The organism is Bacillus sp. FSL K6-2841 (assembly GCF_037976435.1).
Classification (GTDB): domain Bacteria; phylum Bacillota; class Bacilli; order Bacillales; family Bacillaceae; genus Bacillus; species Bacillus pumilus.
In genome coordinates this window covers 1,685,954-1,711,148 of sequence record NZ_CP150266.1, presented here as the reverse complement: position 1 = coordinate 1,711,148, position 25,195 = coordinate 1,685,954, and the positions used below count along the sequence as shown (strand labels likewise).

Genomic DNA, 25,195 nt, shown 5'->3' with positions numbered 1-25,195 from the left:
TTTGATTGCTTCATTTATGCTAAAATGTTCACGACAAATTGAGACCACGTTTCAAGTCGATTGAAGTATTCAGGCTTTTTCAAATCAGATGCTTTCATCCATTTTCCTGATATTTGATCTGTTTCTTTCACTTCTACATGAGCACCTGGAGATAATTCAAGCGCTGATAACAGTCCAATGTGCACACGGCCTACACTGTTGTCATCATCATTAATTAATCCAAGGGTTTTCATCTCAAGTTTGTCTTCTTCTTGAATAGAAAGTTCCTCGTCTAGCTCACGATCCGTATTTTCTTTTAGAATTTCAGCAAAGTTTTTACCTTCGATGAAATTCATGTGACCACCAAAGCCAAGAGATAACTTATGATGCAATCGAGTCTCTCCCCCGCCTTGAAGCCTTTCATATACATACACTTCGTCTTCACGTTTAATCACGACATAAGGAATCGGCTGCTTGAAGTCAGGATTTTCTTCCGCATCGCCTCTGCGCATCTGCTCGAAGTGCTCTTCGATTTCTTTCATAATTGTATTGATTGTTTTCTCTTCACTATTCACACCATTAAACGCAAGCGTTTCGTTTTGGAATACGCGTGTGCGCGGTGCAACTAGTATGATTTCATCCATTTTTCCCATGTTCGGTAACCTCCAGTATGTAACGCATTGTATGAAATGGCAAAAAGCCAAAACGAGTGATGCGTTTTGACTTTTACGCCTTACTTATGATTCATCTCCAAAGAAGAAGTCGTCATCTTTTAACGGCTCAACTGTCGCTTTTTTGTAGCCGTTCCCTTTCATTGAGAAGAAGTCATGCGATTTTGTTTTTGTATTGAGTCCGTTCAATACAATTGGATTGATCTCTTCTTCTTCAAAGTAAGGGGCAAATCCAAGGTTCATTAACGCTTTATTGGCATTGTAACGAATGAACTTTTTCACATCATGCGATAAATTGACTTGGTCATATATATCTTCCGTGTAATGAAGTTCATTTTCATATAGCTCGTTCAAGAGGTCAATTGAGAAATCATATAGCTCTTTTTGCACGTCAGGTGTTTGTTTGTTGTAAATTTCTTGTGCTAATAATCCAACGTATACACCATGAATCGCTTCATCACGCAAAATCAAGTTGATGATTTCACCACTTTGCATGAGCTTACCTTGTCCATAGAAATAAAGCGGGTAGTAAAAACCACTGTAAAATAGGAAACTTTCTAAATAAACAGAAGCAACCATTGCTTTAAAGAGGGAAATCGGATCGTCCTTTTGAATTGAACAGTATAAACTGACAATCATATCTGCTTTCTTTTGCAAGAATTTATTCTTCTTCACCCATTCAAACACTTCACTGATCGTTTCAGTTGGTGCGAGTGTCATGAAGATATTTGAGTATGATTTCGCATGTACCGCATTTTCCATCATCGCCATAAAGTTTAATACCGCTTTACGCTGGTGACCTTCTACATGTTCAGCCACTATCGGCATCCCTGTGTTTCCTTGTTCTGTATCAAGTAAAGTCAGTCCAGCAAGTACCTTCATGTACGTATCTTGCTCTTTTTCACCTAAATATTTCCACGTCAAGAGATCCCCGTTTAAGGAAATCTCTTCCGGAAGCCAGAACTGCTTCACATTTTGGTTGTAAAACATTTGTGTAAAATCGTCTTCGTGTTTTGACCAGTTGGCTGCATCATAAATTTTTGTCACGTTAAACTCTCCTTTAATCAAACAACACAAGAAAGACAGCCTTCCTGCCCTGTATCCTTCGTTCTTGCATAATAAAGTGTCTTAATGCCTTTATGGTGTGCATACAGATCGATGCGGTTTAAGTCACGCGTTGTCATCGTATCTTTCAGGAATAGTGTAAAGCTGATTCCTTGATCAACATGCTGCTGAATCGTTGCGATCATATCAACCACTTTAAACATATCCATATCGTACGCTTCTTTATAGAAGAACCAGTTTTGCGCTGAAAGACCTGGCATTGGGTAATACGTTTTGCTGTTGCCGTATGTTCTTTCTTCGATACGTTCCATAATTGGCATAACTGAAGCTGTTGCCGATTGCACATAAGAAATGGAACCTGTTGGTGCAATACATAAGCGGTAGCTATGGTACATGCCATTTTCCGCTACAAAGTCTTTGAGTGCTGCCCAGTCTTCTTTTGTTGGAATGTGCATGCCTTCAAATAATGCTGCTGCTTTTTCTGTTTTTGGTGTGAAATCATTCTCCACGTATTTATTGAAGTACTCGCCCGTTGCGTAGCCAGAGCCTTCATAACGATGGAATGTTTCTCCTTTTTCTTTTGCAAGCTCACTTGAGCGTTTAATTGAATAGTAGTTCACCATCATAAAGAATGTATTCGCGAAGTCTCTTGCTTCTTCACTTTCATAGGCGATTTGGTTTTGAGCCAAATACCCGTGAAGGTTCATCGCGCCAAGTCCGATTGATTTCATCGCTTTGTTCGCTTTTCGAACAGCTGGTGCATTGCGAATATCTGTTGTTTCAGATACAAGCGTTAATGAATCTGTTGCTAGTTTGACCGTTTTTTCGATCGATTTGTTTTTCATGACATTCATGATATTTAATGAGCCAAGGTTACAAGAAATATCAAGACCAATTTCATCTTCTTGATCATAGTCCGCGTAAGAAGAGACCTCTGAAGCTTGAAGCACTTCTGAGCAAAGGTTTGAGAATTTCACTCGTGAAATATGGTTTAATGCATGCTCTCTATTCACGTTATCTTGGAACATGATATATGGATAGCCTGATTCTGAACGAAGAACAGCCAATTTTTCAAGAAGCTTTCTCGGATTGACTTTTTCTTTTTTGATTTTCGGGTTTTCTACAAGCTCATCATACATTTCTTCCATGTCCATCTCATCAAGATGCTGTCCATATTCTTTATAGACTGTGTGCGGATAGAAGGTGTAAGCTGTTTTATCTTCTCTTGCAAGCTCGATAAATTTATCGGGGATGACGACACCGATGGACAATGTTTTCACGCGAACATCTTCATCTGCAGAGATTTTTTTAGTATCTAAGAAATCATTAATATCTCTGTGGAAAATATTGAGGTACGCACTGCCTGATCCTTGTCTTTGTCCCATTTGATCTGCATATCTGAATGCATTATCAAGAAGCTTCATCACGCCAACGACACCTTTTGTCGCGTTTTCAACATCTTTAATTGCTTCGCCTTTTGCACGAAGTTTTGACAAGTTCAAGCTGACGCCGCCGCCTAATTTTGAAAGCTGCATTGAAATATCAATCGCTCTTGAAATATCGTTTAATGAGTCATTCACTTCAAGCAAGAAGCAGCTCACAAGCTCACCGCGTCTTTTACGCCCAGCGTTTAAGAATGTTGGTGTACTTGGCTGGTATTCCTGATTGATCATCAGTTCTACAAACTCAAGGGCTTTTTCTTTATCTCCGCCCGCAAAGAAAAGCGCTACAACTGAAATGCGGTCTTCATAGCGTTCAAGGATTTTCTTTTTATCATTTGTTTTCAGTGCATAGTCGTTGTAAAACTTAAACGCACTCATGAATGATGGAAATCTAAATTTCTTCGCATATGCAGCTTCGAATACCTCTTTAATATCTGCCATGCTGTATTGTCTTAAAAATTCTTCTTCATAGTAGTCGTTTTCTATTAAGTAATCAATCTTCTCTTCTAAGTTGTGAAAGAAGACTGTGTTTTGATTAATATAATCTACGAAATAACTATGTACAGCTTCTTTGTCCTTATCGAACTGAAACTTTCCTTCTTTTTGAATCATAATCTCGTTATTTAATTGTATCCACTTTGGAACCTGATTTTGTGACAATTCTTTCTACCTCCTGTGTAAACAATTCAACATCCCTTTTTGTTCCGCTTAGTTCAAAGGTGTGCAAAATAGGAACTTGATATTGTTTAGAAATCGTATCGGCGCTTTTGGCAAAATTATCTCCCCACACTTTGTTTCCACTCACCGCTACACCTAGTAAAAGGTGAGCATTTTTCTCTAAAAAAGATTGAGTGGTACTAGGGACTTGTCCAAATCCTGTCGTAAAGGTGACGAGAATAAACGGCGTATCCAAAAACTCTTCTCCAGTCAATTTTCGTTTGTCTGTAAAGGGGGTCTTGTCCAAAAAGCGTTGAACATTTCCTGTTTTTGAATCAAATACGATTTGAATCAATTCCATCACGACCTAGTTTTTAGTATTGTTGATCATTTCGTTATTCACTATATATAGTATACTATGTTTTTTCAAAACACAACATATAGATGTTCGAAACGAAAAAAATCAACCAACCCGGCCGAACGTTCATAGCCGAACTCGTACGTTCAAATAAATAGAGCAGAACAGGATCTAAAAATAGACTGCTCTACTCTCTATTCAACTGAAACCGAAATCTATCATAACACGAAAAAAAATCGCTTAGTAGACTAGACTTTTTGTTTTATTTTTTGTAGGCATCGCACTGTAAATCTTCTGACACTTCTGTAATTTCCACTTCAACACCTAATTCTTTTAGCACCGCTTCAAGCGCAGAGACGATTGAAGCTTCTCTGACTAATTCTTTCCCATTTACAGAAACACTTGTTCCATATTCGAAGCAGGAGTCGTCTTCACAAGTTTGTTCCCAATGATTAATTTTAATTTTGTGTGTCATGAACTCATCCTTTTCTGTCTAGATGTCTAATGCATGATTATAGTGTAGCGACTTCACATTCATTTGTAAATTTACGTGCTTACTCTTCCACAGAATCGTCATCATCATAATCTTCGTCCCACTCATCTATGTATTTTGTTTTAATAAGGGTCAGTTCTCCCTCTTTTTCATCAAACCGGTACACATGTACTTCATCATCTTTCACAACAGCAAAGTGATTATTTTTTAGTGCAACAGCTGATTGTAACAGACCTTCTATATCTCCATGATCATCTTGATTAGAATAGTTATGCCAGCTTTCCTGCCTGGATTCAATGTTTGAAATGGCGCACGATCCAAATAAGACAACAATCCCAATTAGTAGAAGGATCACTCTAATCCTTCTTAATTCAAGCTCTGCATTTTCCATATCGTTCCCCCCACCTTTCTTCATATCCAATAAGGGATTATACGCAAAATAGACAGAAAGGTTTCACGGCATGCAAAATAGCCCCTCTGCACTGACAAAAACGTAGCGGGTTCCGGCCGGTTTATTCGCAGATGCATGGGGCTATTAGGTCGAACATATCCTATTCTAATTCTAGATTTACATTCTTTTGAGGTGCAAATGTAGAAATAGCATGTTTATAAATAAGCTGCTGCTTCCCTTCTGTTTCAAGCAGCACCGTGAAATTGTCAAATCCTTTCACTTGACCGCGAAGCTGAAAGCCATTCAGTAAGAATACTGTGACAAATGTATTGTCTTTACGAATTTGATTCAAAAATTGGTCCTGAATATTAATCGGTTTCATGTTTCGTCCTCCTTGATTCTGATAACTACAGTTTCGCTTTAAGTCCAAGCTTTCCTGCTATATATGCGAAAATTTCCTCCTTTTTGTCTGAAAAGTGGCAAGGCGGTGTCATGTCGAACCAAGTGACATCCATTTTATTACGGAACCACGTGAACTGACGCTTCGCATATCTACGGGAATTTTGCTTTAATTGCTGGATAGCTTCATCAAGTGAGTAGTCACCTTGAAAATACGCATACAGCTCTTTATAACCAATCGCTTGAACCGATTGACAATCCTTCAAGCCAGATTGATAAAGTGCGCTCACTTCCTCAATTAAGCCTTCATCTATCATCATATCAATTCTTTTATGAATGCGCTCGTACAAAAGCTCTCGATCCATTTTCAGCCCAATGAAGGCTGTATCATAAAGAGGAACTTCTTGATGACCATTTTGCATTTCCGATATTTTCTGACCTGTTGTATGGATCACTTCAAGCGCCCGGATGACGCGGCGGACATTATTCGGATGAATGGCTTTTGCAGCATCAGGGTCTACTGCCTTTAGTTTTTCGTGCAGCTGAAGGGAGCCATGCTGCTGCTCAAACAGCGCCATTTCTTCTCTAAAAGCAGGGTCACTTTTCTCATCGGTAAATGTGTAATCATATAAAACAGATTGGATATACAAACCTGTTCCGCCGACGATCATGGGTGTTTTTCCTCTAGCGGCAATCTCTTTGATTTTCATACGGACCAGCTGCTGAAATTCAGCTGTAGAAAAGGATTCATCTGGCTCTTTAATATCAATTAAGTGGTGAGGGACATCATCCATTTCTTCAGGGGTGATTTTAGCTGTTCCAATGTCCATTCCTTTATAAATCTGCATAGAATCACCACTGATAATTTCTCCATTAAATGCTTTGGCTATATGAATGCTCAGTTTTGTTTTGCCGACAGCCGTCGGTCCTACTAATACAATCACTGGTTGTTTCGTTTTTTTCATAACATCACTCTCTTTTACAAACTGCCTACAGTATAGCATAACTTCTCTTTCTCTCATATATACGGTCTATCACCAGCCGAGTGGTTCATTTCCGACCACTTCGTACGTCTTTCCTTTTAAGCGATGCGTATGCGTCGGCCGCTCCTCGTCCGGACTATAGACGACTCCTCCGTATGGAATAGGGACAGAATCGTTATAGGCAGAAAACGTGACTTCCTCAATCTCGTGATAGTGCGTACCATCCAATCTCGGTATCGCAGGTCCTGTGACGCCGTAGTATCTGTGGAAATGTCCTCTCTCAAAAGAGGTGACCCCGCGATAGTAATGAGTATGCTGATCGGTACTGCTTCCATTGACAGGCTGAGAAATACCTTCTATTAAATGATAATGCTCTTCTGTTACATCCGTTCGTGCTTTATAGGCATGAGCATGCGGCGGACATTTAGCCCAATCAGACGGATACAGGCCCATTTTTAACATTCCTCCTTATAATAGGCGTTCACCCAAACACATATAGGCCAATCGAATACACTGATGTCAGTTACAGTGATTTTATGTGAGAGGAGCCTTTTTTTATGAATTATTTTGATGCACAGCCATTTATGCAAGAAGACATGAGAAGACCTTTTGGTTTTGGCTTTGGACGCCCGGGTTTTGGGTTTGGGAGACCCGGATTTGGCTTTGGGAGACCTGGATTCGGTTATGGTAGACCTGGATTTTTCGGACCTCCATTTTTAGGTGGTTTTGCTGGAGGTCTGCTTGCTGGGTCTCTGCTTGCACCAGGCTATGGCTATGGGTACCCTTATCCGCCTCCGTACCCGCCATATGGACCATACCCTTATTATTAAATATGACGATTTAGCGAAAAAATCTGTTCATCAAATGAATCGATTGACACACTCGTTTTTGATGGGTTAACATTTACTTTACCGACCGTTCAGTAAAGTAGGTGTTTTTTTTTATGTCTAAAACCAAAAAAGAGCAAATCTTTGATGCAGCTGCCCGCACGATTTTAGTAGAAGGATTAAGCCAGCTTACCCTTCAGCAAGTGGCAGAGCATGCACATATGACCAAAGCCGGCCTGCTTTATCATTTCGCAAGCAAGGAAGAGCTCATCCAAAAAATGAATGAGCACGCGATTCTTTGCTTTCGTCAGCAGCTCGAAACGTATCAAGAAACTTACAAACATGAAAAAGCGCCTTATGTCCGTGCATATATATCGGCCACATTACATGATCTTGATCATCAAAATACGATTCAGCTATGTACAAGTATGCTGGCTACTATGTCATTTGATGAAGCGTTATTGAACCCTTGGCGTGATTTTTATGCAGAGTTCAAAGCGAAAGCAGCTGAGGAAATTAATGACCCTGCATTGAGCCAGCTGATCCGTCTTGCATGTGATGGAATATGGTTTTCAGAAATGTTTCAGCTTGAACCGCTGAACCGAGAGGAAAAAACCCTTTTACTTCACCGGATTTTACACCTATTAGAGGAGGGAACATGATGATCCTCGGATATCTTTTTCTAGCTGTGGCCATTTTTTCAGAAGCCATTGGCGCCGTGATGTTAAAATTCTCAAATGGCTTTACTCGCTTTAAGCCTAGCGCTGTCGTTGTTGCTGGGTATACACTTGCTTTTTATATGCTGTCATTGACACTAAATATCATTCCGCTTAGCATGTCTTACGCAACATGGTCTGGGGTTGGTACAGTCCTCACGGCTATTTTTGGCGTGCTTTTTTTCAAAGAAACCTTGAACCAAAGAGCAATCATTGGGATGGCAATGCTTGTCTCAGGGGTCGTACTTTTAAATATGTCATAAAGGATGTGAGAGATCATGAAAGGAATGCTCTATTTAACAGGGGCTATTTTAACGGAGGTTTTTGGCAGTACGATGCTGAAGCTTTCCCAAGGTTTTTCGCAACTATTACCGAGTATTGGAGTCCTGATTGGATTTGGGTGTGCCTTTACCTTCCTAAGTCTAGCACTTAAAACGATTGACCTTTCGTCTGCTTATGCGACATGGTCTGGCGTTGGAACAGCACTCACTGCTCTTATCGGACTCGTGCTATTTAACGAAACCATTCACATCAAAGGATTCATTGGTCTTGCATTAGTAATATGCGGTGTGATTGTCTTGAACCTGTCAAAAAAACAAAAGGAAGAAAACAAAGAACAAATCAATCAAACCGAATGGACGTCATAAAAAAAGTCATTTTCTCCATTTCATTAAGAGAAAATGACTTTTTGTTTTTACCCGCCGACTTGAATGGTTTCTTCTAAGGAAATGTCCACATTTCCTTGAACAGCTCTTGAGATCATACATGAGCTTTCGGCTTTGTGAGCAAGCTTGCGGGCAAGCTCAATATCTTGCGGAGAAGCAGAGGCTTTGAGGATGATGACAGGCCGATGAATGATTTTTTCATATGTAAACACACCATTTGTCACATCGACGACAGCCTCAGAACTCATCGTGAGATCCTCTTTTTCTAATTGGCTCCGCTCCATCATAGCGGCAAGTGTAATAATATAACACGTAGCCGCTGCACCTAAGAGCATCTCATCTGGATTTGTCCCAATGCCGGGACCGTCCATTTCTTTTGGAATTGAAATGTTCGTTTTTAACTGTTCGCATGAGATTGTACCCACACCGTTACGCAGGCCAGGCCAGCTCGCCTGAAGATGAAAATGATGACGCGCCATATTCGTCTCTCCTTTTGTTATCACTTTTTATAGTGTAACAAGAATTCACGCTGCTTGTCTTAACATGTGCACCATTTTTATGTATATTCCTCATCAAGCACTGTCCGAATCGCCCTGACATACCGGTAGAACGTCTCGTTTTTTGTACTCGACCGCCGCCGAAAGTCAAAACTGTCAAATAAAGCTTCACGCTGACTTCTACTAATCTCTAGCTGTACACTTTGCCCTGTTTTTGTAAGATTATTAATATTATGATTGCTTGTTCCGCTCAGGGTTGCGTGTGCGACAGCCAGTTCAGCAGAAAATCCATTCCGCTCTAATGAGTTCACTATTTTCTCTGCACGGTCGTAATCTGTTCCGCCAACGAGTGTATGGTCAATGCCTTCCTCACCTTTGTAGCCATGCACTGCTAAGATATAATCGTGTGCTTTTGCCTGCGCGACGCCGACTGGCTCATCAAAATTTGTACTTGTCACATGAAGTTCTGACGCATTCTCTCTTAAACCTTCAAACAAATACGTAGAGAAATCATTATCAAAAAAATGGACGATCTCGCTCACGCCGCCTTCAATTCTCCCCCCATGGGGTGACATCACAAGAAGACGGCTTCCAGGCACTGGGTTGGATGTAATCTGATAGCTGCTTGTTGATTCGTTTTCTTCTAGTTCTTTAAAATTGCGATAAATATCATTTGAACCGCTTTCGTCTTCCCCACCTGATGACACTGGCTCATCATGTTCCTGTGCTTGCATTGTATAATAAACGCCCCATCCGATCGCAAGCAGGAGAAGCAAAGCAAAAAACTTCTTCATTCCCGTTCTCCTTTAACAGATTTCTAAGCCGTTTCTATGATTTATATTGAATCATCATTTCTTTTCATTTTTTCCACTTTTTCTCTTCAAATTTGATCATAACACTCTAGTTGATGAGATTCCTCAAAAATAAGATAATTGCATTTATATACACAGAAACGCCTCTCCTCTTTGAAAACAGAGTTAGAATAGTATGACAGACAAATGAAGTTATGTTTAAAATGACCTAGTTCTATCCAGTCTGTTTTCTTTAATTTGGCTATTTTTTATATGGATTTGATTTTTCCTCTCTGTGACAAGTCACATTTGTATGAGCATTGACCCTGTCTACCCCCTCCTTTTTTTCTGCAAAATCGTTTGTTTCACCGGTTCTCTAAGAAGAACTCTCCCACCTATCATCGGCTGATTCCACATGTTTTCCACCTTTTTCTATTATTTTACAAAATGTAAGCGCTTTTCTTTTTCATCAGAAATGAGTAAGCCGCCAATATGAAGAAAAGAAGGGACAAGAATCCGAACCAAGCACCTCTTATTCTCATAACGTAAGAGTGTACAAGAATGGATAGCTAGAATGGAGGGCATCACATGTTTGGATTTTCTATGGTGCAAATGGTCAGAACACATGCTAGTAAACTGGATCAACCTTTAAGAGAGACCGTCCTTCACCTTTATAAGCCTTTTAAATGGACGCCATGCTTTCTTCATCGTTTCTTTGAAGGAAGATTAAAGAAGAGAAAGAAGCTTCGTGTGATTATTGAATTTAAGGAAGGTGCGGTCGAAGCAGGAATTCAAAGCACAAAACAGCTCATGAAAAAAAGTAGAAAAACAAATATCAAACAGCACTTTTCACATATCGACTGCTGCGCTGCAGACCTAACACCAGCTGCTTTAGAGGAGCTGTTAGCAAATGGTGAGCATATTCGTAAAATTTATTTAGACCGGAAAGTTCATGCACTTCTGGATGTGGCCACACAAGCCAGTCACGCAGATGAAGTCATCCGAAACGGTACAGCCTTAACAGGGGAAGGCATTACGGTCGCTGTCATTGATACAGGGATTTATCCGCATGAAGATCTAGAAGGAAGAATTCGCGATTTTGTGGACTTAGTCAAGCAGAAAACAAAGCCTTATGATGATAACGGGCATGGCACTCATTGCGCTGGAGATGTAGCTGGAGACGGAGCGGCCTCAGATGGCTTGTACAAAGGACCTGCTCCAAAAGCTCATTTAATTGGCGTAAAAGTATTAAATAAACAAGGGGCTGGATCACTTTCTACTATAATAGAAGGGGTTGAATGGTGCATCCAGTTCAATGAAGATCACCCTGATGATCCGATTCATATTATGAGTATGTCACTAGGCGCAGATGCTCAGCGTTATGATGACGAACAGGACGATCCGATGGTGCGTGCTGTCAATGCCGCTTGGGATAAAGGCATTGTTGTATGCGTCGCAGCCGGAAACTCTGGTCCTAACAGCCAAACGATTGCGAGTCCTGCCGTCAGTCAAAAAGTGATTACGGTTGGCGCTTTTGATGACCGGAATACACCAGAATCGAACGATGATATTGTGGCACCATTTTCAAGCAGAGGTCCTACTGTTTATGGGGAGACAAAGCCTGATATCCTTGCACCGGGAGTAAACATTGTCTCCCTCAGATCACCAAGATCCTTTCTAGATAAACTCGATAAATCAAGCAGAGTCGATGATGATTACACGACGTTATCTGGCACATCTATGGCAACACCGATTTGCGCTGGTATTTGTGCTCTTTTATTAGAGCATTCACCAGCTTTAACGCCCGATGAGGTCAAAACCCTGTTAAAAGAAAATACAAGCAAGTGGTCTGGGGATGACCCGATGATTTACGGGGCAGGTGCCATTGACGCAGAAAAAGCCATCAAAGAATAAGTAAAAAAAGCCCTTTACGTTGATTCGTAAAGGGTGTTGTTTTTGTCTGTTATTATGTGTGAAGTCTTTCATCTACTTGATCAGCTGACATGTTATGCTTCGTTCTCATACATCTCATCTCCTTTTTGAATGTGCGTACGCGCTTCGATCACAATCTCAAAAAAAGTGGAGGATTCCTTGTACATGTCGCGTTCCTTATAATAATTAGCCGCATCAAGTGCTAATTCCTCTAAATCAGCAAACATTTTTTTGCTTCGCAGTCCAAAAAGTGCCGATCTTAATTGCTCACAGCTGTCTTTTTCTATATAAAGCGCCTGCAAAAATTGGAATTTCAACTGATAAATTTCATCTTCCAATAAACAAGCCTCGTTCATCCCTTTACGTATAGCTTCGCCCGCCCGCTCGATATCTCCGAGCTTAAACCAGGTGAGAGCAAGTGAAAATAATGATTTGATCATCGTGGATGCTTGATCTTTTTGATAAAGGGAAATGGCTTGTTCAAAAAAGACTGTCGCTGTATGGTACGTTCCCATACTATAATGACAAGCTCCTAAGTTATTAAGGGCCATCGCTTTAAAATAAGATGTGCACTTTTTCTGCTCCATCGCTTCACAGACCTTTAACGCTTTTTCTAAGTAAGGAAGCGCTTTCTGGTGCTGACTCACATCAATCCAATTACCTGCCATGACAAAATCACATTGAATGCTTCTTTTTCCATAAAGCTGATGTTTCTTATAAATGTCTCTTGCTTTTTTAGCATAATGCATGGAGAAATAAGTTTGTTTCATATGATAGTATACTTCAGCAATTTTATAGTAAAATTCCGCTTTTTCAATCTCATCTGTCACTAAGATCAGTTGATGTTCCGCATGCTTGTAATAGGAAATGGCCTCGATGTACCGGCGCTGGATAAACGCAAACATTCCATGGAAAAAATGAAAGTAATAGCCAAGTAAGCCTGTCATCTCATCTTCTCCATCTTCCATTTCTTTTGGAAAAGACACGGCTTGAAGTGTTTCACTCCCTGCATGGACTGGCGTTGAATGCTGAAGCATCAGTTGATGGCGAAAATCCATTAGAGAATAATATAAAAGTAAATCTTGATCCTCTTCCATCTCATGAATTTCTTCTTCAACAAGGCGCTTCATATCGTTTGCTTGTTCGACTTCAAATTTGCAAATATGCGTGTACCATTGATTGATCTTTACACCTACTTCGGAAGATGGTATTTTATGTGCCATCCACTTCAGCCCCATTCTATCATATCAAACTGATAACTATTATTTTACATAATTTATGTTTTTAAGGCAAATTGTAATTTAATGCATATTTTATGTTCATTTCGCATATTTCTATCTTTTTTACCAAGTTCAAATAGAGTACTTTTACCCATCAAAACGATTTTTCTACGATAATGGGTCAAATTCTCTTAATACTTCTTTTAAAGCATGGATATAACGTCTGAATGCTTTTTTCTTTCCTTTTCTCGTATCAAAATTGTCGAAAAAGGCCTCTCTCTGTGCCGTACTAATTTCTAACTGAACGCTTTCACCACTTGCATTTCGATTATTAATATTTTTAGGATCTGTCCCTGAGAGCCGTTCGCCTTCTTGCACCATTTCTGCAGAAAACCCTCGATCTTTTAATTCTCGTACAACTGCTCTTTGCATTTTTTCGTTTGTCCCGCCAACTAGCGTGTGCCTTTTATCACTTTTGTAGCCGTGGATGGAAATGGAGAAGGGGTACGTTTTAATCATTTGAACCAATATCGGTTCATCAAATTTGGTGCTTGTAATATGCAAATCACGATTATTCTCTTGTTTCGTTCCCTCAAACAAATACGTCGAGTATCTTTGTTGAAATGCTTCTACAATTTCACTTGTTCCTGGTTCAATTTCCCCTCCATGAGGTGAAAAGACAAGTAAATCACTTCCGCCCTTTTCGTGAAATTCTATTTCATAGCCTTCTCTTTCATGCCGGATAAGCTGTTTAAAGCTGTCATATTGATCCCCTTTTTTTCGCTCTTTTTGATACTTTTCCACCTCTTCTTGATGTTGCTTTTGCTCTTTTTTTTCTTGAACAGAATGGCTGCATTTCACCATTAAAAGAGCACACAGGATCAGAAAGATGAATCCACATATCAGTAGCCTTTTCATTTCACCGCTCCTTTTCATTCTCTTAGGTGTCATCTTATCGCATTATTTTACTATCAATGGCTAACAGAATTCAAAGGTTGTCCGGCTCATTTAAATGAATCAGGAGAACTTTCCTGTTTTTTTATGCCGTTCTAGGTATTTCTGACTTCTTTGTATCATTCGCTTCTTCCATAAAAACTGCATCGTATGACCTCATTTTCGCTTTAGTTAAAATCACCTACAAAAATGAAGATGTTTTTCTGATTTCAAACAAAAAAAGCCGTAAACAAAAGGAATGCCCTTCTGTTTACAGCCAATTATTGTATATCCATCATTAAACTCTTAGTTCATCCTCTAAAGCTGAAAGGACTTCATCTTGTGACAGCCCTTGTGCAAGAGAAATTTCACTCACTAACATGCCTCGCGCATCTTCAAGCATCTTCTTTTCACTTGAATTTAATGCTTTCTTCTGATTTCGTCTCATCAGATCTTTGACAACGTCTGCACCATCTTCGATCGCACCTGTTTTTAGCTTTTTCAGATTTTCATCATATCTTTGCTTCCAAGTAAGCGTGTCGTCGTTTGTTTCTTCTGCAAAATTGTTCATTACAACTTTCAGCGTTGCTTGATCTGCTACCGGACGTATACCTAGTTGATTGATTCTGCCTCTTGGGATCATCATCTGCATATTCGGCATTTGAATCAGAAAATATTCCTCCGTCTTACCTAAAATCTCTTTTTCTTCCATTCCTTCAATCACACCGGCACCATGCATAGGATAAACAATTTTATCACCTATTTGAAACAAATCCGCCACCTCCGAAAGTATTCACAATATGATTATAACACATTTCATCGTTGGATAAAATTTAATATTTTATCATGTTATTTTAGCACTAGTCAATTCTTTTTATTTGAGTTTTTTAGAAAAAGCCTTTTTTTGCAGAAGATGCGCCACCATCCAGTCCCCTTGTCTCATTCTCGCATATACTAGCATTGAGTCACATTTAGGAGGGATGACAATGTGCAAATGCAAGTGCAAACATTCCCACTCAAACTGTTATAAAAAGCATGACGATCATCGCCATGTTGATCCATGTAAAGAAAAGAAGTATTATCATAAAAAAGATGATTGGTTTGAGAGCGATTTCTGGGATACTTCTAGAAGCTACGATCCCTATTACTGTCCTAAAAGTGTCTGCAGCAGCTGTAAGAAGCGTCGCAGAAGAAGACACAGCATCTCATTTTAGCACCTGACGCTTTCATCTGCTTTTTGTTTTCCCGGCTGAAAAGCCGGTTTTTTTTCATGTGGATAGGCTCATGAAACGGATCATGCTCATAGGATATGGCAACCTGACATAAAGGATGAGATATCAAATGAACAATATGAATAGCCCAATGAATCATCATCACGAAGGAAACCCGTACCATACGTTTGAGAATGTGTATACAGCCAACCATGAGCATGTGGTCGCGCCAAACATGCATGATCATATGAATATGCCAAACCATTATCATGGTAAAAAAGATAAGTACAGCGGACATTATCCACATCATCATTCAGCCTATCTGCCTTTTCCAAATCAGCATGATCCCTTTTCACATGTTCCAATGAAGGATCACCATCATCATGGCCACTATGGTGGATATGGAATGATGCCATATCATCCATACGGATATCAAGATATGCATATGATGATGCCGAATCAGCAAATGACAGGCTTTGGTTACGGAATGAACCAACCAAATACACATTTCTCCCGTTATTACTAAACAAAATGACAAAATAAGGGTATAATATACCATTCAACACCTTGTAGGGATATGGTAACATTATAGGTAAATAATGGATTTAATCATCTATTATTTACCTATAATCAACAAGGGGGAATGAAGAAATGAAAAAAATATGGACAATGATCATGATGGGGATGCTGACACTGGTCATGGCACTATCGGTACCGATTGCCGCATCCGCTGAAGGAGCCAAAACAGAGGAAGGCAAAGCATCAACAAATGCCAGACCAGCTGAGCTTTATGCGAAAATTACAGGTACAAGTAAGCAGGAATGGTCTTTTTCAGACATTGAGCTAACATACCGCCCAAATTCTGTTTTAAGTATCGGTGCCATTGAGTTCACATTACCTGCAGGCTTTCAAGCGACAACAAAAGACATCTTCAATGGAAAAGCACTAAAAGACAGCTACATTTTGAACAGTGGAAAAACTGTCCGCATTCCAGCTAGAATCGATTTATTAGGAATCTCACAATATAAATTACAACTTTCACATAAAGTACTTCCTGCTGCAGGTACATATACGTTCCGTGCAGAAAACCGTGCGCTTAGCATTGGTTCTAAATTTTATGCAGAGGACACCCTCGATATTCAAACACGACCAGTTGTGGTCACACCGCCCAATCCGTGCGGATGCTAAATAAAAAAGCGCTCTTATAAGAGCGCTTCAGACTGTGACAAAGGGCTAATTTGGCCCTTTGTCTTTTTTTTATTTGATCACATCACCCGTTTAAACATTTTCTCCATTTCATATGTCGAGTGATGAATGATGATCGGCCGGCCGTGCGGACAGGTGAAAGGGTCATTGGTTTGCCGCAATTCATCTAATAAAGCTTTGATTTCATCATTTCGCAAATGACGATTTGCTTTGATAGAGCCTTTGCAGCTCATCATGATCGCCGCTTCTTCTCTTAATTTTTTGATATCTACACGCTTCTCATCCAGCACTTGCTCAATAATTTCTTCGATCAGTTCAGCCTCTTCCCCTTTTGGAAACCACTGTGGATGCGACCGAACAATGTAGCTTCCTGAACCGAAAGGCTCTAAGAAGACACCCACTTTCGTTAGTATCTCTTTATGCTCATCAATAATCAGCATGTCGTTTTTCGAGTAGTGGAATGTTAATGGGACGAGCATTTCTTGCACTTCCTGTTCGATCTCTCCTACCTTCTCACGATAATACTCATACTTGATTCGCTCCTGAGCCGCGTGCTGATCAATAATATAAAGCCCTCGTTCATTTTGAGCCAAAATATATGTGCCGTGCATTTGCCCGATGGGATACATGACAGGAACTCGTTCGTTTTCTGAAATGGTTTCTGCAGCATCCTCTCTCAGTACTGATTCTTCATATTCAAGAGAAGCAGCGGATTCCTCTACATGGATACGCTCAGACGGAGTATCTTCATTAAATACGGGTGATGATGCTCCTGTCATTTCCTGCGTAGGCGTCCCGTATGTGTCCATCTGATTTGTCTCGTATACAACCGATTCGAGAGACTCCGACTGATAGGGTAGCGATGTTCTCGCCTCGTTTGTATTTGCTTTTTTCGCATCAAAGGTTAAGGATTGCTGCTCATTTTTGATCGCTGGCATTGGTGCTTTCTTTGGCACCGAAGCACTTGGAATGAGTTGCTGTTTTTGAAATACGTCCTTAATTCCTTGTTTGATTAGCTCATGAAGTTCCTGCTCTTTACTTAGTCTCACTTCAAGCTTCGAAGGATGCACGTTCACATCCACTAAAATGGGGTCCATCTTCATTTCAATAAATGTAATCGGATGGCGGCCAATCGGCAGCAGCGTGTGATACCCTTCATGGACCGCTTTTACGAGCGGAAAATGCTTAACATATCTGCCATTTACTACAGAAGACATATAATTCCGTGATGCCCTTGTCACTTCTGGTAAGGAGATATATCCTTTCACTTCAAAGTCAAGTGATTGCACGTGAAGTGGCACCATTTTTTTCGCAACAGCTGTCCCATAAATGGCCGCAAGCACATGCCGCACATCCCCGTTTCCATTCGTCTGAAGCAGGACCTTTCCTTGGTGACGCAAGCGAATCGATACTTCTGGGTGAGCCAGTGCAATTCGATTGACGACATCTGATATATTGCCAAGCTCCGTATGAACGGTTTTCATGTATTTTAGTCTGGCAGGCGTATTGTAAAATAAGTTGGTAACGACAATTTCGGTACCACGGCGGCCAGAGGTTTTTTTCTCTGAAATGATCTTTCCGCCTTGCAGCACAAGGTGCGTTCCAGCTCCTTCACCAGTACTTGTTTTCATTTCCAGATGAGAGACAGATGCGATACTTGGCAGCGCCTCTCCCCTGAATCCAAGCGTTCTGACACGGAACAGGTCATTTTCATCTTTGATTTTACTCGTTGCATGGCGCTGAAAGGCGAGCTTACAATCTTCAGCATCGATTCCAACACCATTATCAATCATTCTAATAGAGGAAAGACCTGCTTCTTCTACATCGATTTCAATCACTGTACTGCTTGCATCGATTGCATTTTCCATAAGCTCTTTTACGACAGAAGCCGGCCGCTCGACTACTTCACCTGCAGCAATTTTATTGGATAGGTCATCGGATAACTGAATAATCTTTGCCATTTTGCTCACCTCATCTTACATTATAATTTCTTTTGCAATTCATATAGTTTAGTCATCGCTTCGAGCGGAGTCATATCCATTAGATTGAATGACTTTAATTCCTCGATCACCGCTTGATCTTTCTGTTTTAGAACTGGTTTGGTTTGCGGTTTTTCTTCTACTTCAAAGAAAGAAAGCTGCTGTTTTTCCTCAGCCTTTTCTGTTTTTGGAGCTGCTGATACGTGCGGGGTCACCTCATGTGATCCGCTCTCAAGCTCCGTCAAAATGGTCTGGGCCCTATCAATGATCGCATCAGGTAATTCAGCAAGCTGCGCTACATGAATACCATAGCTTTTATCAGCTGCACCCTCTTTGATTTGATGTAAGAAAACGACCGTGCCTTCATGCTCTTCAGCACGTACATGAACATTTTTCAGCTCGCTTAATTGAGATTCAAGAACTGTCAGTTCGTGATAATGTGTGGAAAAAAGCGTTTTGGCACCAATATGATCGTGAACAAATTCAATGATCGCCTGCGCAAGAGCCATTCCATCATAGGTGCTTGTCCCGCGTCCAATTTCATCAAATAAAATCAAGCTGTTTTTCGTTGCATGCACCATCGCATTTTTTGCTTCGAGCATCTCTACCATAAAAGTACTCTGACCAGAAATCAAATCATCTGCTGCCCCAATACGTGTAAAGATTTGGTCAAAGATCGGAAGGGTTGCCTTCGATGCCGGTACAAAGCATCCAATTTGCGCAAGAATGGAGATAAGCGCCATTTGCCTCATGTACGTACTTTTCCCTGACATATTCGGTCCAGTAATGAGCAAGGTTTGCCGGCCATTTCCCATATGGCAGTCATTCGGCACATACTCCTGGTGATCCATCACTTTTTCAACGACTGGATGACGGCCATCTATGACATCTACCTCATCCTCTGAGAATTCTGGACGAATATAACGGCGTTTTTCACTGACAGTCGCAAAGCATTGGAGGGCGTCCAGCTCACTCATTTGTTTTGCGAGCAGCTGTAATCTCGGAATATAGACTTTCACTTGTTCTCTGAGAGCTGCGAATAGTTCATATTCCAGTTCGCTAATATTTGATTCGGCCTCAAGAATCAGCGCTTCTTTTTCTTTCAATTCAGGTGTAATATACCGCTCTGCATTGGCGAGCGTTTGTTTTCTTTCATAACGCCCTTCCTCCAACAAATGCGTATTCGCTCGTGTCACTTCAATATAATAACCAAATACTTTATTAAACCCGACTTTTAAAGAGCGAATGCCTGTATATTCTCTTTCTTGCTGCTCAAGCCGTGCAATCCAGTCCTTCCCATTTCGGCTGGCATCACGGTATTCATCTAATTTTGCATTGTAGCCGTCTTTAATCAAATTGCCTTCTTTTAACGTCATTGGCGGATTTTCATATAGCGCATCTTCTAATAAATTCAGTAAATCATCACAAAGATCAATATCATTCGCTCTTGATTTCGCCATTTCCTCTGGCAGTGAGTGCACAAGTTCTTTAATGGCTGGCACTTGCTTTAAGGATTCCTTTAACTGAATGAGATCACGGGCATTGACGTTGCCAAACGCGACGCGGCCCGCTAGACGTTCAAGATCATATACTTGCTTCAACCGTTCACGCAGATCCTCTCGTTCAAAGAGATGGTCCATGAGAATTTGCACCATTTCCTGACGTTCTTTAATGTGCGAAAGACGAATTAACGGCCTGTCGATCCATTGCTTGAGCAGCCTTCCGCCCATCGCTGTTTTTGTTTCATCTAACAGCCATAACAAAGAGCCCTTCTTGCTTTTTGAGCGGATCGTCTCTGTTAATTCAAGATTTCGTTTTGAGTAAAGATCAATTTTCATTGTTTGTTCGAGCTCAAACACTTGCACTTGCTGAAGGTGATCAAGACTTCTTTTTTGCGTTCTTCTTAAATAAGCATATAATGTCAAAAATGCCGATCTTAGTTGCTCGCTCAGGCGGGACACGAGTCGCTCAGCTTCATCGATTAATTCATCACTATCTTCGTATGAAATGGTCGCTTGGCACCGTTCCTTTAAGGTCTTGACTGTTTCCTCATCCAGCTGCTTTGACACCACAATTTCTTTTGCACCGACAGAATAAATTTCAGACACGACTTCATCTAATCGATCGATGAAAGCCGCCATGTTTTCACCAGTCGATAAATCGGAAAGTGCAAGTCCATATCCATTTTCAAACTTTGTCACAGAGGCAATGAAGTTGTTTTCATTTTCACTTAAGCCTTTACCATCCATTACCGTACCTGGTGTAATGAGTTGAACGACTTCTCTTTTGACTACACCTTTTGCCGTTTTAGGATCTTCCACCTGCTCACAAATCGCGACCTTATAGCCTTTTGAAATCAATTGTTCTATGTATGCAGAAGCAGAATGATAAGGAACACCACACATTGGTATAGTTCCGCCATCTCTACTTGTTAACGTAATCTCTAATTCTTGTGACGCTTCTTTTGCGTCATCAAAAAACATTTCATAAAAATCGCCTAAGCGAAAAAATAAAAAGGCATCTTGATACTCTGCCTTGATTTTTAAATATTGCTGTATCATGGGCGTATAACTTGCCATATTTCTAATCCCTCACTATATTACATTCGAATTCATACCATCTTTCATTATAGCATAAAAAAACCCCTTTTTTCTCCTAGATAGGACACAAAAAAACTAGGGGGATATGCGCCCTAGTCATGAATTACTCTTCTGGATCACCCGCTAGGAATTCTGGATGAATATCCTCTAACTCCTCATCCACCTCTTCTTCCCACTCATGATCATCTTTTTCTTTCCAGCTTGAATTGACCTCTACAACAATTTTTGTTTCCCCTACCACTTCAGCAATGAATTCCCGCTCTGCTTGAACGATAATTTTATTGCCGTTTGGAGAAATGGTCACTTCTAAGCAATTCGGCTGCTGGAGCACTTTTGCAATCACTTCATGCTCATCATCAAGGAAATTTTTATCTTTATATCTCAGTTTGATGATGTCTACATATTTCACCCGTTCTGTTACGACTTCTGTTTTCGTGTTATCAGCGTAAGAATACCATACGTTAATATCAAAGGTTCCTTCAATCTCAACAGTTTTACCGACCTTTTCAGCATCATACTTATGATTAATGATCCAACCACCTAGGATGCTGGTTGGTTTTTGCGATGGAGAAATGGTGTGTGTGCTTTGGGTGAATTTCCTCCCTTTTGCAACCACCGCTTTTGTAATAATCTCTCTGTATTCAGACATTCCGGCATGCCTCCTTGTTCTTGATCGTTTTATCTTATGCTGGGCATTCGTCTAGTGTGTCACGATTTTGAACTTCATGATCAATTAAATTCATTTCTGTTTCAGTGTATGCATGGTCGCCCATAAACTTGCCTTGAAAATTGGAAAAGTTGGAGAGTGAGAGATTTTGGGTTGTCGAAGCAAGAAGTAGAACGGGGAGTGTGATTTTTGTTCTTTCAAAAATGATGATAGCAAAACAAAAACCCCGCAAATGCGGGGTTTTCTCATTTAATGGAGCAACTTGGTGATGAGTTTTTCACTTTTGAACCGGTTTCTCCTAACAAGAGGTCGCCTCCGGTTGAAAGAATGATTTCATCTGTTACTTGATTAGAAATCGTATGCGCTACGAGCTGCAATAGGGAATTGACTTCCACTTGTGATTCTTTGAATTCTTGAATCACCGGGATTTCATCCAGTTCTTCTTGCAGGGCATCAATTTTTTCTTCCACTTGCTTTAATGCTTCATGTTTGCCGTAATGCTTTAAATTTACAGCTTGTTTTTGAAGCGCCTTAATTTGGTTAATAATCGTTGAAATTTTTGTGTTTTCATTGATTTGCGCTTCTGCTTTCTTGAAGAAATCAACTTCTTCTGTTTCAGAAATCATTTTAGCGAGCTCTCTTGCGCGCTCGACAATCTCTTTTTTTGAATAAAGTGTCATTTTAATTCACCTCGATAGCTTCTCCAACCATTTCTCCGTCAAGAGACCAAGTTTTGGCTTGTGTGATTTTCACTTTGACGATGTTGCCAATCGCTTCTTTTGGTGCTTTAAAATTCACAAGCTTGCTTTTACTTGTATATCCGGCTAGGATTTCAGGGTTGTTTTTACTTTCACCCTCTACTAATACTTCGACAGTCTGCCCTTCGTATTCCTTCATTTTTTTCGCGGAAATTTCATTCACGAGTGCATTCAGGCGCTGAAGGCGTTCTTTTTTCACATGCATTGGCACGTTGTCTTGCATTTTCGCTGCTGGTGTTCCTTCTCTTGGAGAGTAAATGAACGTATATGCCGCATCAAACTCAACCTCGCGATAGAGGGAAAGTGTTTCCTCAAACTGCTCATCTGTCTCATTTGGGAACCCAACAATAATATCCGTTGTTAATGAAGCATTTGGCATCGCTTTTTTGATTTTGCGCACAAGATCAAGGTAACGCTCACGGTCATATTTTCTCGCCATAAGTTTCAAGACAGAAGAACTGCCGGATTGAACTGGCAAATGAATATGATCAAGAAGGTTCCCACCCTTAGCAAGCACTTCAATTAAGTGATCGTCGAAGTCACGTGGGTGGCTTGTTGTAAAACGGATACGCGGAATATCGATTTTACGCAGCTCATCCATCAAGTGTCCAAGACCATATTCCATGTCTTCAAAATCTTTTCCATACGCATTCACGTTTTGACCAAGAAGGGTAATTTCCTTATATCCTTCTGCCGCTAAACGTCTGACCTCTTGAATAATTTCATCAGGGCGGCGGCTTCTTTCTTTACCGCGTGTGTAAGGGACGATACAGTATGTACAGAATTTATCACAACCGTACATAATATTCACCCAGCCCTTAATTTTTCCTTGGCGGGCTCTCGGAAGGTTTTCAATGACATCGCCTTCTTTTGACCAAACCTCAATGACCATTTCTTTTGAAAGATAGCATTCAGATAACAGCTCTGGCAGGCGGTGAATGTTGTGTGTACCGAAAATCAAATCAACAAATGGATGTTTCTTCAAAATACGGCTCACGACAGATTCCTCTTGCGACATACATCCGCAGACACCTAAAATTAAATCTGGCTTTTCACGCTTTAATGCTTTTAAATGACCAAGCTCTCCGAACACTTTGTTTTCCGCATTCTCACGAATTGCACAAGTGTTTAATAAGATAACATTTGCATCTTCCGTTGAGTTTGTCGGTTCATAACCAAGCGCCATAAAAATACCAGCCATCACTTCTGTGTCATGCTCATTCATTTGACAGCCATATGTGCGAATATAAAACTTGCGCCCGTTTCCTAACCCTTGAAAACGCTCGTCAATTTGAAATTGATTGTATTCGACTTCTTCTTTACCCCGTTTTTTTGCATCTTTTAAGGAAGGCGGAATGTACACAGCTTCAAAATACTGGCTGTAGTCCTTCTCGGATTTTTTGTCCGATGAACTTACTTGTCCGCTCGCTTTTCTCTGCTCTTCATTCATGAATTTGTACTCCTTTCAAACCAAGCTCCACCCTACAGTATAGACTATTTTGTCGTGAATTGAAAATAAATTCATACATGCCACCACTTTTCAATCCACACGAATTTTGCATGAATATTGAGTAGGTTTCAGATGTAGATCGTCTTTACCTAAAGGGTTTTGTATTTCTTTGACAATCTTCATCTGCTGTGTACCGACACTCTCAACTAAAGTAATTACATATGATTCTTTTTCCTCTTCTGCTACCATTCTTTCTTGTTCAGATAAGAAGAATGGAAAGTCATGGTGAGTCAGTTTAGATCCTTTTACTTCTATAAGCTTCTCTTTTCCATCGGGGTAATAAGATTTAATATCAAATCCATGACCATCTTCCGTTTCAGCTACCCAATCGACAGCTTCCGCTAATTGTTCCCGTCCCACTGCTTTTAATTGCTCTACTTCCTTATGATAAACAAATTTCTCTGCTATTCTACCTGTCTCTTCGTTTTGCTTTGCTCTTTCTTCTCTTAATTGTTTATAAACATCTCTATGAATGATTCTTTTTCTTTTATACTTGTTCTGATCTTCCAATTTTGGGGTAAGGTCCTGATCCAAATATATTTCGTAAACAAAATCATAAAAAAACTCATTTAAAGAATTGATATCTTGTATTAATTGGTAATAGTCAAAATGATCAATATTATACTTTTTAAAGACCAATGAGCTTGCTGCATATTTTTTAGGTCTTAATGATTTACCCAAATGAAAATCACCTATATGAAAGCCCTCTAGTCTTTTATGTTGCTTTAATTCCGGCTGTAGCCTTTGCCTCCAAATGGCTGCCTCTTCCTTAATTTCAGATAAAGATAAATTTTCAGTTCCAGTTTCAATTGTTAAATAAAAATCTTCCCCGTTCTCAGCGAATAAAATAACAATAAATATACCTTTTTGTGTCGTTGTTTTTTGGGAATTAGGACTTGTCGTTAATCTCTTGTCTAAAAGTGCAATCCAAAAACATTCTGCAACTTTTCCATTTCCTGTAGATGCTTTAATATCGATCCTGTCCAAATTCCTCATATGACGTTTTTCTAATTCATAACGAATGTTGTTTGGGATCTCTTTATTAAACATGTTGTGAAAAGGGTGATTCTTATCTGTTCTCCCTTTGTTCTTATAATCTAAAAATTGCTCACAAAAATTTTTTTTATTAAATAACATTTGTCTCACCACTTACCTCAATAGATCTTTTTACATACATTATACATAACAAACGGTAGATTTGATGAAATATGGAAAGAATAGTGCAAAAAAAGAGAGCCTGCGCTC

27 protein-coding genes are annotated in these 25,195 nt (G+C 40.0%); 7 read left to right on the top strand and 20 right to left on the bottom strand.

The features are described from left to right. Positions 1-14 precede the first annotated feature (14 nt). The 9 genes from MHH68_RS08475 to MHH68_RS08435 form a co-directional block, all read right to left on the bottom strand. Positions 15-632: a hypothetical protein gene (locus tag MHH68_RS08475; protein WP_339165732.1), complete on the bottom strand. Its 618-nt coding sequence runs from the start codon at positions 630-632 to the stop codon at positions 15-17. Positions 633-716: 84 nt separating this feature from the next. Further along, positions 717-1,697: a class 1b ribonucleoside-diphosphate reductase subunit beta gene (gene nrdF / locus MHH68_RS08470; protein ID WP_268497878.1), complete on the bottom strand. Its 981-nt coding sequence runs from the start codon at positions 1,695-1,697 to the stop codon at positions 717-719. Between the two features lie 17 nt (positions 1,698-1,714). Next, the gene (nrdE, locus tag MHH68_RS08465; protein WP_268497877.1) at positions 1,715-3,817 is read right to left on the bottom strand and encodes a class 1b ribonucleoside-diphosphate reductase subunit alpha; all 2,103 of its coding nucleotides are present in this window, start codon (positions 3,815-3,817) and stop codon (positions 1,715-1,717) included. Then, positions 3,777-4,169, bottom strand: a complete 393-nt coding sequence (nrdI, locus tag MHH68_RS08460) for a class Ib ribonucleoside-diphosphate reductase assembly flavoprotein NrdI (protein WP_008360380.1) — start codon at positions 4,167-4,169, stop codon at positions 3,777-3,779. Before nrdI ends, nrdE begins: the two co-directional genes overlap by 41 nt. 265 nt (positions 4,170-4,434) lie before the next feature. Continuing rightward, complete coding sequence (locus tag MHH68_RS08455) at positions 4,435-4,647, bottom strand: hypothetical protein (protein ID WP_003212415.1); 213 nt, start codon at positions 4,645-4,647, stop codon at positions 4,435-4,437. Positions 4,648-4,726: 79 nt separating this feature from the next. Continuing rightward, positions 4,727-5,056 carry a YmzC family protein gene (locus MHH68_RS08450; RefSeq protein WP_058013919.1) on the bottom strand — a complete coding sequence of 110 codons (330 nt, stop codon included), beginning with the start codon at positions 5,054-5,056 and terminating at the stop codon, positions 4,727-4,729. Between the two features lie 160 nt (positions 5,057-5,216). Next, the gene (hfq, locus tag MHH68_RS08445; protein WP_003211269.1) at positions 5,217-5,438 is read right to left on the bottom strand and encodes an RNA chaperone Hfq; all 222 of its coding nucleotides are present in this window, start codon (positions 5,436-5,438) and stop codon (positions 5,217-5,219) included. 25 nt (positions 5,439-5,463) lie between these two features. Beyond that, a complete protein-coding gene (gene miaA / locus MHH68_RS08440; protein WP_268497875.1) occupies positions 5,464-6,420 on the bottom strand; it encodes a tRNA (adenosine(37)-N6)-dimethylallyltransferase MiaA in 957 nt (318 codons plus the stop codon). A gap of 69 nt (positions 6,421-6,489) precedes the next feature. Next, complete coding sequence (locus MHH68_RS08435; protein WP_169056557.1) at positions 6,490-6,891, bottom strand: YmaF family protein; 402 nt, start codon at positions 6,889-6,891, stop codon at positions 6,490-6,492. A 104-nt stretch (positions 6,892-6,995) separates the two neighbouring features. Between MHH68_RS08435 and MHH68_RS08430 the strand changes: the two genes are divergently transcribed. The 4 genes from MHH68_RS08430 (at position 6,996) to MHH68_RS08415 (ending at position 8,628) form a co-directional block, all read left to right on the top strand. After that, on the top strand, positions 6,996-7,268 hold the full coding sequence (locus tag MHH68_RS08430) for a hypothetical protein (protein WP_058013922.1): 273 nt from the start codon (positions 6,996-6,998) through the stop codon (positions 7,266-7,268). Positions 7,269-7,381: 113 nt separating this feature from the next. After that, positions 7,382-7,927, top strand: coding sequence for a TetR/AcrR family transcriptional regulator (locus MHH68_RS08425; RefSeq protein WP_061407879.1), 546 nt, complete (start codon positions 7,382-7,384; stop codon positions 7,925-7,927). Continuing rightward, positions 7,927-8,244 carry a multidrug efflux SMR transporter gene (locus MHH68_RS08420; RefSeq protein ID WP_003211368.1) on the top strand — a complete coding sequence of 106 codons (318 nt, stop codon included), beginning with the start codon at positions 7,927-7,929 and terminating at the stop codon, positions 8,242-8,244. Before MHH68_RS08425 ends, MHH68_RS08420 begins: the two co-directional genes overlap by 1 nt. A 15-nt stretch (positions 8,245-8,259) precedes the next feature. Beyond that, a complete protein-coding gene (locus MHH68_RS08415; RefSeq protein WP_169056556.1) occupies positions 8,260-8,628 on the top strand; it encodes a multidrug efflux SMR transporter in 369 nt (122 codons plus the stop codon). A 47-nt stretch (positions 8,629-8,675) separates the two neighbouring features. On the opposite strand, the gene MHH68_RS08410 is transcribed toward MHH68_RS08415, so the two are convergent. Together MHH68_RS08410 and MHH68_RS08405 are read right to left on the bottom strand one after the other, a co-directional pair. Beyond that, on the bottom strand, positions 8,676-9,125 hold the full coding sequence (locus MHH68_RS08410; RefSeq protein WP_058013926.1) for an OsmC family protein: 450 nt from the start codon (positions 9,123-9,125) through the stop codon (positions 8,676-8,678). Positions 9,126-9,202: 77 nt separating this feature from the next. Continuing rightward, positions 9,203-9,937, bottom strand: coding sequence for a poly-gamma-glutamate hydrolase family protein (locus tag MHH68_RS08405; RefSeq protein ID WP_058013927.1), 735 nt, complete (start codon positions 9,935-9,937; stop codon positions 9,203-9,205). A 585-nt stretch (positions 9,938-10,522) separates the two neighbouring features. Between MHH68_RS08405 and MHH68_RS08400 the strand changes: the two genes are divergently transcribed. Beyond that, positions 10,523-11,848, top strand: a complete 1,326-nt coding sequence (locus MHH68_RS08400) for a S8 family peptidase (RefSeq protein ID WP_339165731.1) — start codon at positions 10,523-10,525, stop codon at positions 11,846-11,848. 92 nt (positions 11,849-11,940) lie between these two features. On the opposite strand, the gene MHH68_RS08395 is transcribed toward MHH68_RS08400, so the two are convergent. From MHH68_RS08395 to MHH68_RS08385, 3 genes are all read right to left on the bottom strand, one after another. Further along, a complete protein-coding gene (locus tag MHH68_RS08395) occupies positions 11,941-13,089 on the bottom strand; it encodes a Rap family tetratricopeptide repeat protein (protein ID WP_180308974.1) in 1,149 nt (382 codons plus the stop codon). Positions 13,090-13,254: 165 nt separating this feature from the next. Then, positions 13,255-14,004 (bottom strand): poly-gamma-glutamate hydrolase family protein, encoded by a 750-nt coding sequence (locus tag MHH68_RS08390; protein ID WP_339165730.1) that lies wholly within the window; start codon positions 14,002-14,004, stop codon positions 13,255-13,257. Between the two features lie 313 nt (positions 14,005-14,317). Then, entirely contained in the window at positions 14,318-14,791 is a 474-nt protein-coding gene (locus MHH68_RS08385; RefSeq protein WP_058013931.1) for a CarD family transcriptional regulator, read from the bottom strand. A gap of 569 nt (positions 14,792-15,360) precedes the next feature. On the opposite strand from MHH68_RS08385, the gene MHH68_RS08380 reads away from it, so the two are divergent. Together MHH68_RS08380 and bslA are read left to right on the top strand one after the other, a co-directional pair. After that, complete coding sequence (locus MHH68_RS08380) at positions 15,361-15,756, top strand: hypothetical protein (RefSeq protein ID WP_339165729.1); 396 nt, start codon at positions 15,361-15,363, stop codon at positions 15,754-15,756. A gap of 125 nt (positions 15,757-15,881) precedes the next feature. Then, positions 15,882-16,418: a biofilm surface layer hydrophobin BslA gene (gene bslA, locus MHH68_RS08375; RefSeq protein ID WP_061407858.1), complete on the top strand. Its 537-nt coding sequence runs from the start codon at positions 15,882-15,884 to the stop codon at positions 16,416-16,418. 77 nt (positions 16,419-16,495) lie between these two features. Here bslA and mutL read toward each other — a convergent pair whose 3' ends face one another. The 6 genes from mutL to MHH68_RS08345 form a co-directional block, all read right to left on the bottom strand. Then, positions 16,496-18,397, bottom strand: coding sequence for a DNA mismatch repair endonuclease MutL (gene mutL / locus MHH68_RS08370; RefSeq protein ID WP_268497865.1), 1,902 nt, complete (start codon positions 18,395-18,397; stop codon positions 16,496-16,498). Between the two features lie 20 nt (positions 18,398-18,417). Then, positions 18,418-20,994 (bottom strand): DNA mismatch repair protein MutS, encoded by a 2,577-nt coding sequence (mutS, locus tag MHH68_RS08365; protein WP_339165728.1) that lies wholly within the window; start codon positions 20,992-20,994, stop codon positions 18,418-18,420. Between the two features lie 124 nt (positions 20,995-21,118). Continuing rightward, positions 21,119-21,664, bottom strand: coding sequence for an outer spore coat protein CotE (cotE, locus tag MHH68_RS08360; protein WP_003212450.1), 546 nt, complete (start codon positions 21,662-21,664; stop codon positions 21,119-21,121). Positions 21,665-21,927: 263 nt separating this feature from the next. Continuing rightward, the gene (locus tag MHH68_RS08355) at positions 21,928-22,362 is read right to left on the bottom strand and encodes a RicAFT regulatory complex protein RicA family protein (RefSeq protein ID WP_003211238.1); all 435 of its coding nucleotides are present in this window, start codon (positions 22,360-22,362) and stop codon (positions 21,928-21,930) included. A gap of 1 nt (position 22,363) precedes the next feature. Next, the gene (gene miaB, locus MHH68_RS08350; RefSeq protein ID WP_339165727.1) at positions 22,364-23,890 is read right to left on the bottom strand and encodes a tRNA (N6-isopentenyl adenosine(37)-C2)-methylthiotransferase MiaB; all 1,527 of its coding nucleotides are present in this window, start codon (positions 23,888-23,890) and stop codon (positions 22,364-22,366) included. Positions 23,891-23,980: 90 nt separating this feature from the next. Beyond that, positions 23,981-25,087 carry a DUF3578 domain-containing protein gene (locus MHH68_RS08345; protein ID WP_339165726.1) on the bottom strand — a complete coding sequence of 369 codons (1,107 nt, stop codon included), beginning with the start codon at positions 25,085-25,087 and terminating at the stop codon, positions 23,981-23,983. Positions 25,088-25,195 lie beyond the last annotated feature (108 nt).

Coding starts and splice junctions, on each gene's coding strand:
- MHH68_RS08390 (WP_339165730.1), bottom strand. CDS start 14,004: ATGAAAAGGCTACTGATATGTGGATTCATCTTTCTGATCCTGTGTGCT.
- MHH68_RS08410 (WP_058013926.1), bottom strand. CDS start 9,125: ATGGCGCGTCATCATTTTCATCTTCAGGCGAGCTGGCCTGGCCTGCGT.
- MHH68_RS08450 (WP_058013919.1), bottom strand. CDS start 5,056: ATGGAAAATGCAGAGCTTGAATTAAGAAGGATTAGAGTGATCCTTCTA.
- hfq (WP_003211269.1), bottom strand. CDS start 5,438: ATGAAACCGATTAATATTCAGGACCAATTTTTGAATCAAATTCGTAAA.
- MHH68_RS08395 (WP_180308974.1), bottom strand. CDS start 13,089: ATGGCACATAAAATACCATCTTCCGAAGTAGGTGTAAAGATCAATCAA.
- cotE (WP_003212450.1), bottom strand. CDS start 21,664: ATGTCTGAATACAGAGAGATTATTACAAAAGCGGTGGTTGCAAAAGGG.
- MHH68_RS08400 (WP_339165731.1), top strand. CDS start 10,523: ATGTTTGGATTTTCTATGGTGCAAATGGTCAGAACACATGCTAGTAAA.
- MHH68_RS08355 (WP_003211238.1), bottom strand. CDS start 22,362: ATGACACTTTATTCAAAAAAAGAGATTGTCGAGCGCGCAAGAGAGCTC.
- MHH68_RS08380 (WP_339165729.1), top strand. CDS start 15,361: ATGAACAATATGAATAGCCCAATGAATCATCATCACGAAGGAAACCCG.
- MHH68_RS08405 (WP_058013927.1), bottom strand. CDS start 9,937: ATGAAGAAGTTTTTTGCTTTGCTTCTCCTGCTTGCGATCGGATGGGGC.
- MHH68_RS08475 (WP_339165732.1), bottom strand. CDS start 632: ATGGGAAAAATGGATGAAATCATACTAGTTGCACCGCGCACACGCGTA.
- MHH68_RS08415 (WP_169056556.1), top strand. CDS start 8,260: ATGAAAGGAATGCTCTATTTAACAGGGGCTATTTTAACGGAGGTTTTT.
- mutL (WP_268497865.1), bottom strand. CDS start 18,397: ATGGCAAAGATTATTCAGTTATCCGATGACCTATCCAATAAAATTGCT.
- MHH68_RS08345 (WP_339165726.1), bottom strand. CDS start 25,087: ATGTTATTTAATAAAAAAAATTTTTGTGAGCAATTTTTAGATTATAAG.
- MHH68_RS08435 (WP_169056557.1), bottom strand. CDS start 6,891: ATGGGCCTGTATCCGTCTGATTGGGCTAAATGTCCGCCGCATGCTCAT.
- MHH68_RS08430 (WP_058013922.1), top strand. CDS start 6,996: ATGAATTATTTTGATGCACAGCCATTTATGCAAGAAGACATGAGAAGA.
- mutS (WP_339165728.1), bottom strand. CDS start 20,994: ATGGCAAGTTATACGCCCATGATACAGCAATATTTAAAAATCAAGGCA.
- bslA (WP_061407858.1), top strand. CDS start 15,882: ATGAAAAAAATATGGACAATGATCATGATGGGGATGCTGACACTGGTC.
- MHH68_RS08455 (WP_003212415.1), bottom strand. CDS start 4,647: ATGACACACAAAATTAAAATTAATCATTGGGAACAAACTTGTGAAGAC.
- MHH68_RS08420 (WP_003211368.1), top strand. CDS start 7,927: ATGATCCTCGGATATCTTTTTCTAGCTGTGGCCATTTTTTCAGAAGCC.
- miaA (WP_268497875.1), bottom strand. CDS start 6,420: ATGAAAAAAACGAAACAACCAGTGATTGTATTAGTAGGACCGACGGCT.
- MHH68_RS08425 (WP_061407879.1), top strand. CDS start 7,382: ATGTCTAAAACCAAAAAAGAGCAAATCTTTGATGCAGCTGCCCGCACG.
- miaB (WP_339165727.1), bottom strand. CDS start 23,890: ATGAATGAAGAGCAGAGAAAAGCGAGCGGACAAGTAAGTTCATCGGAC.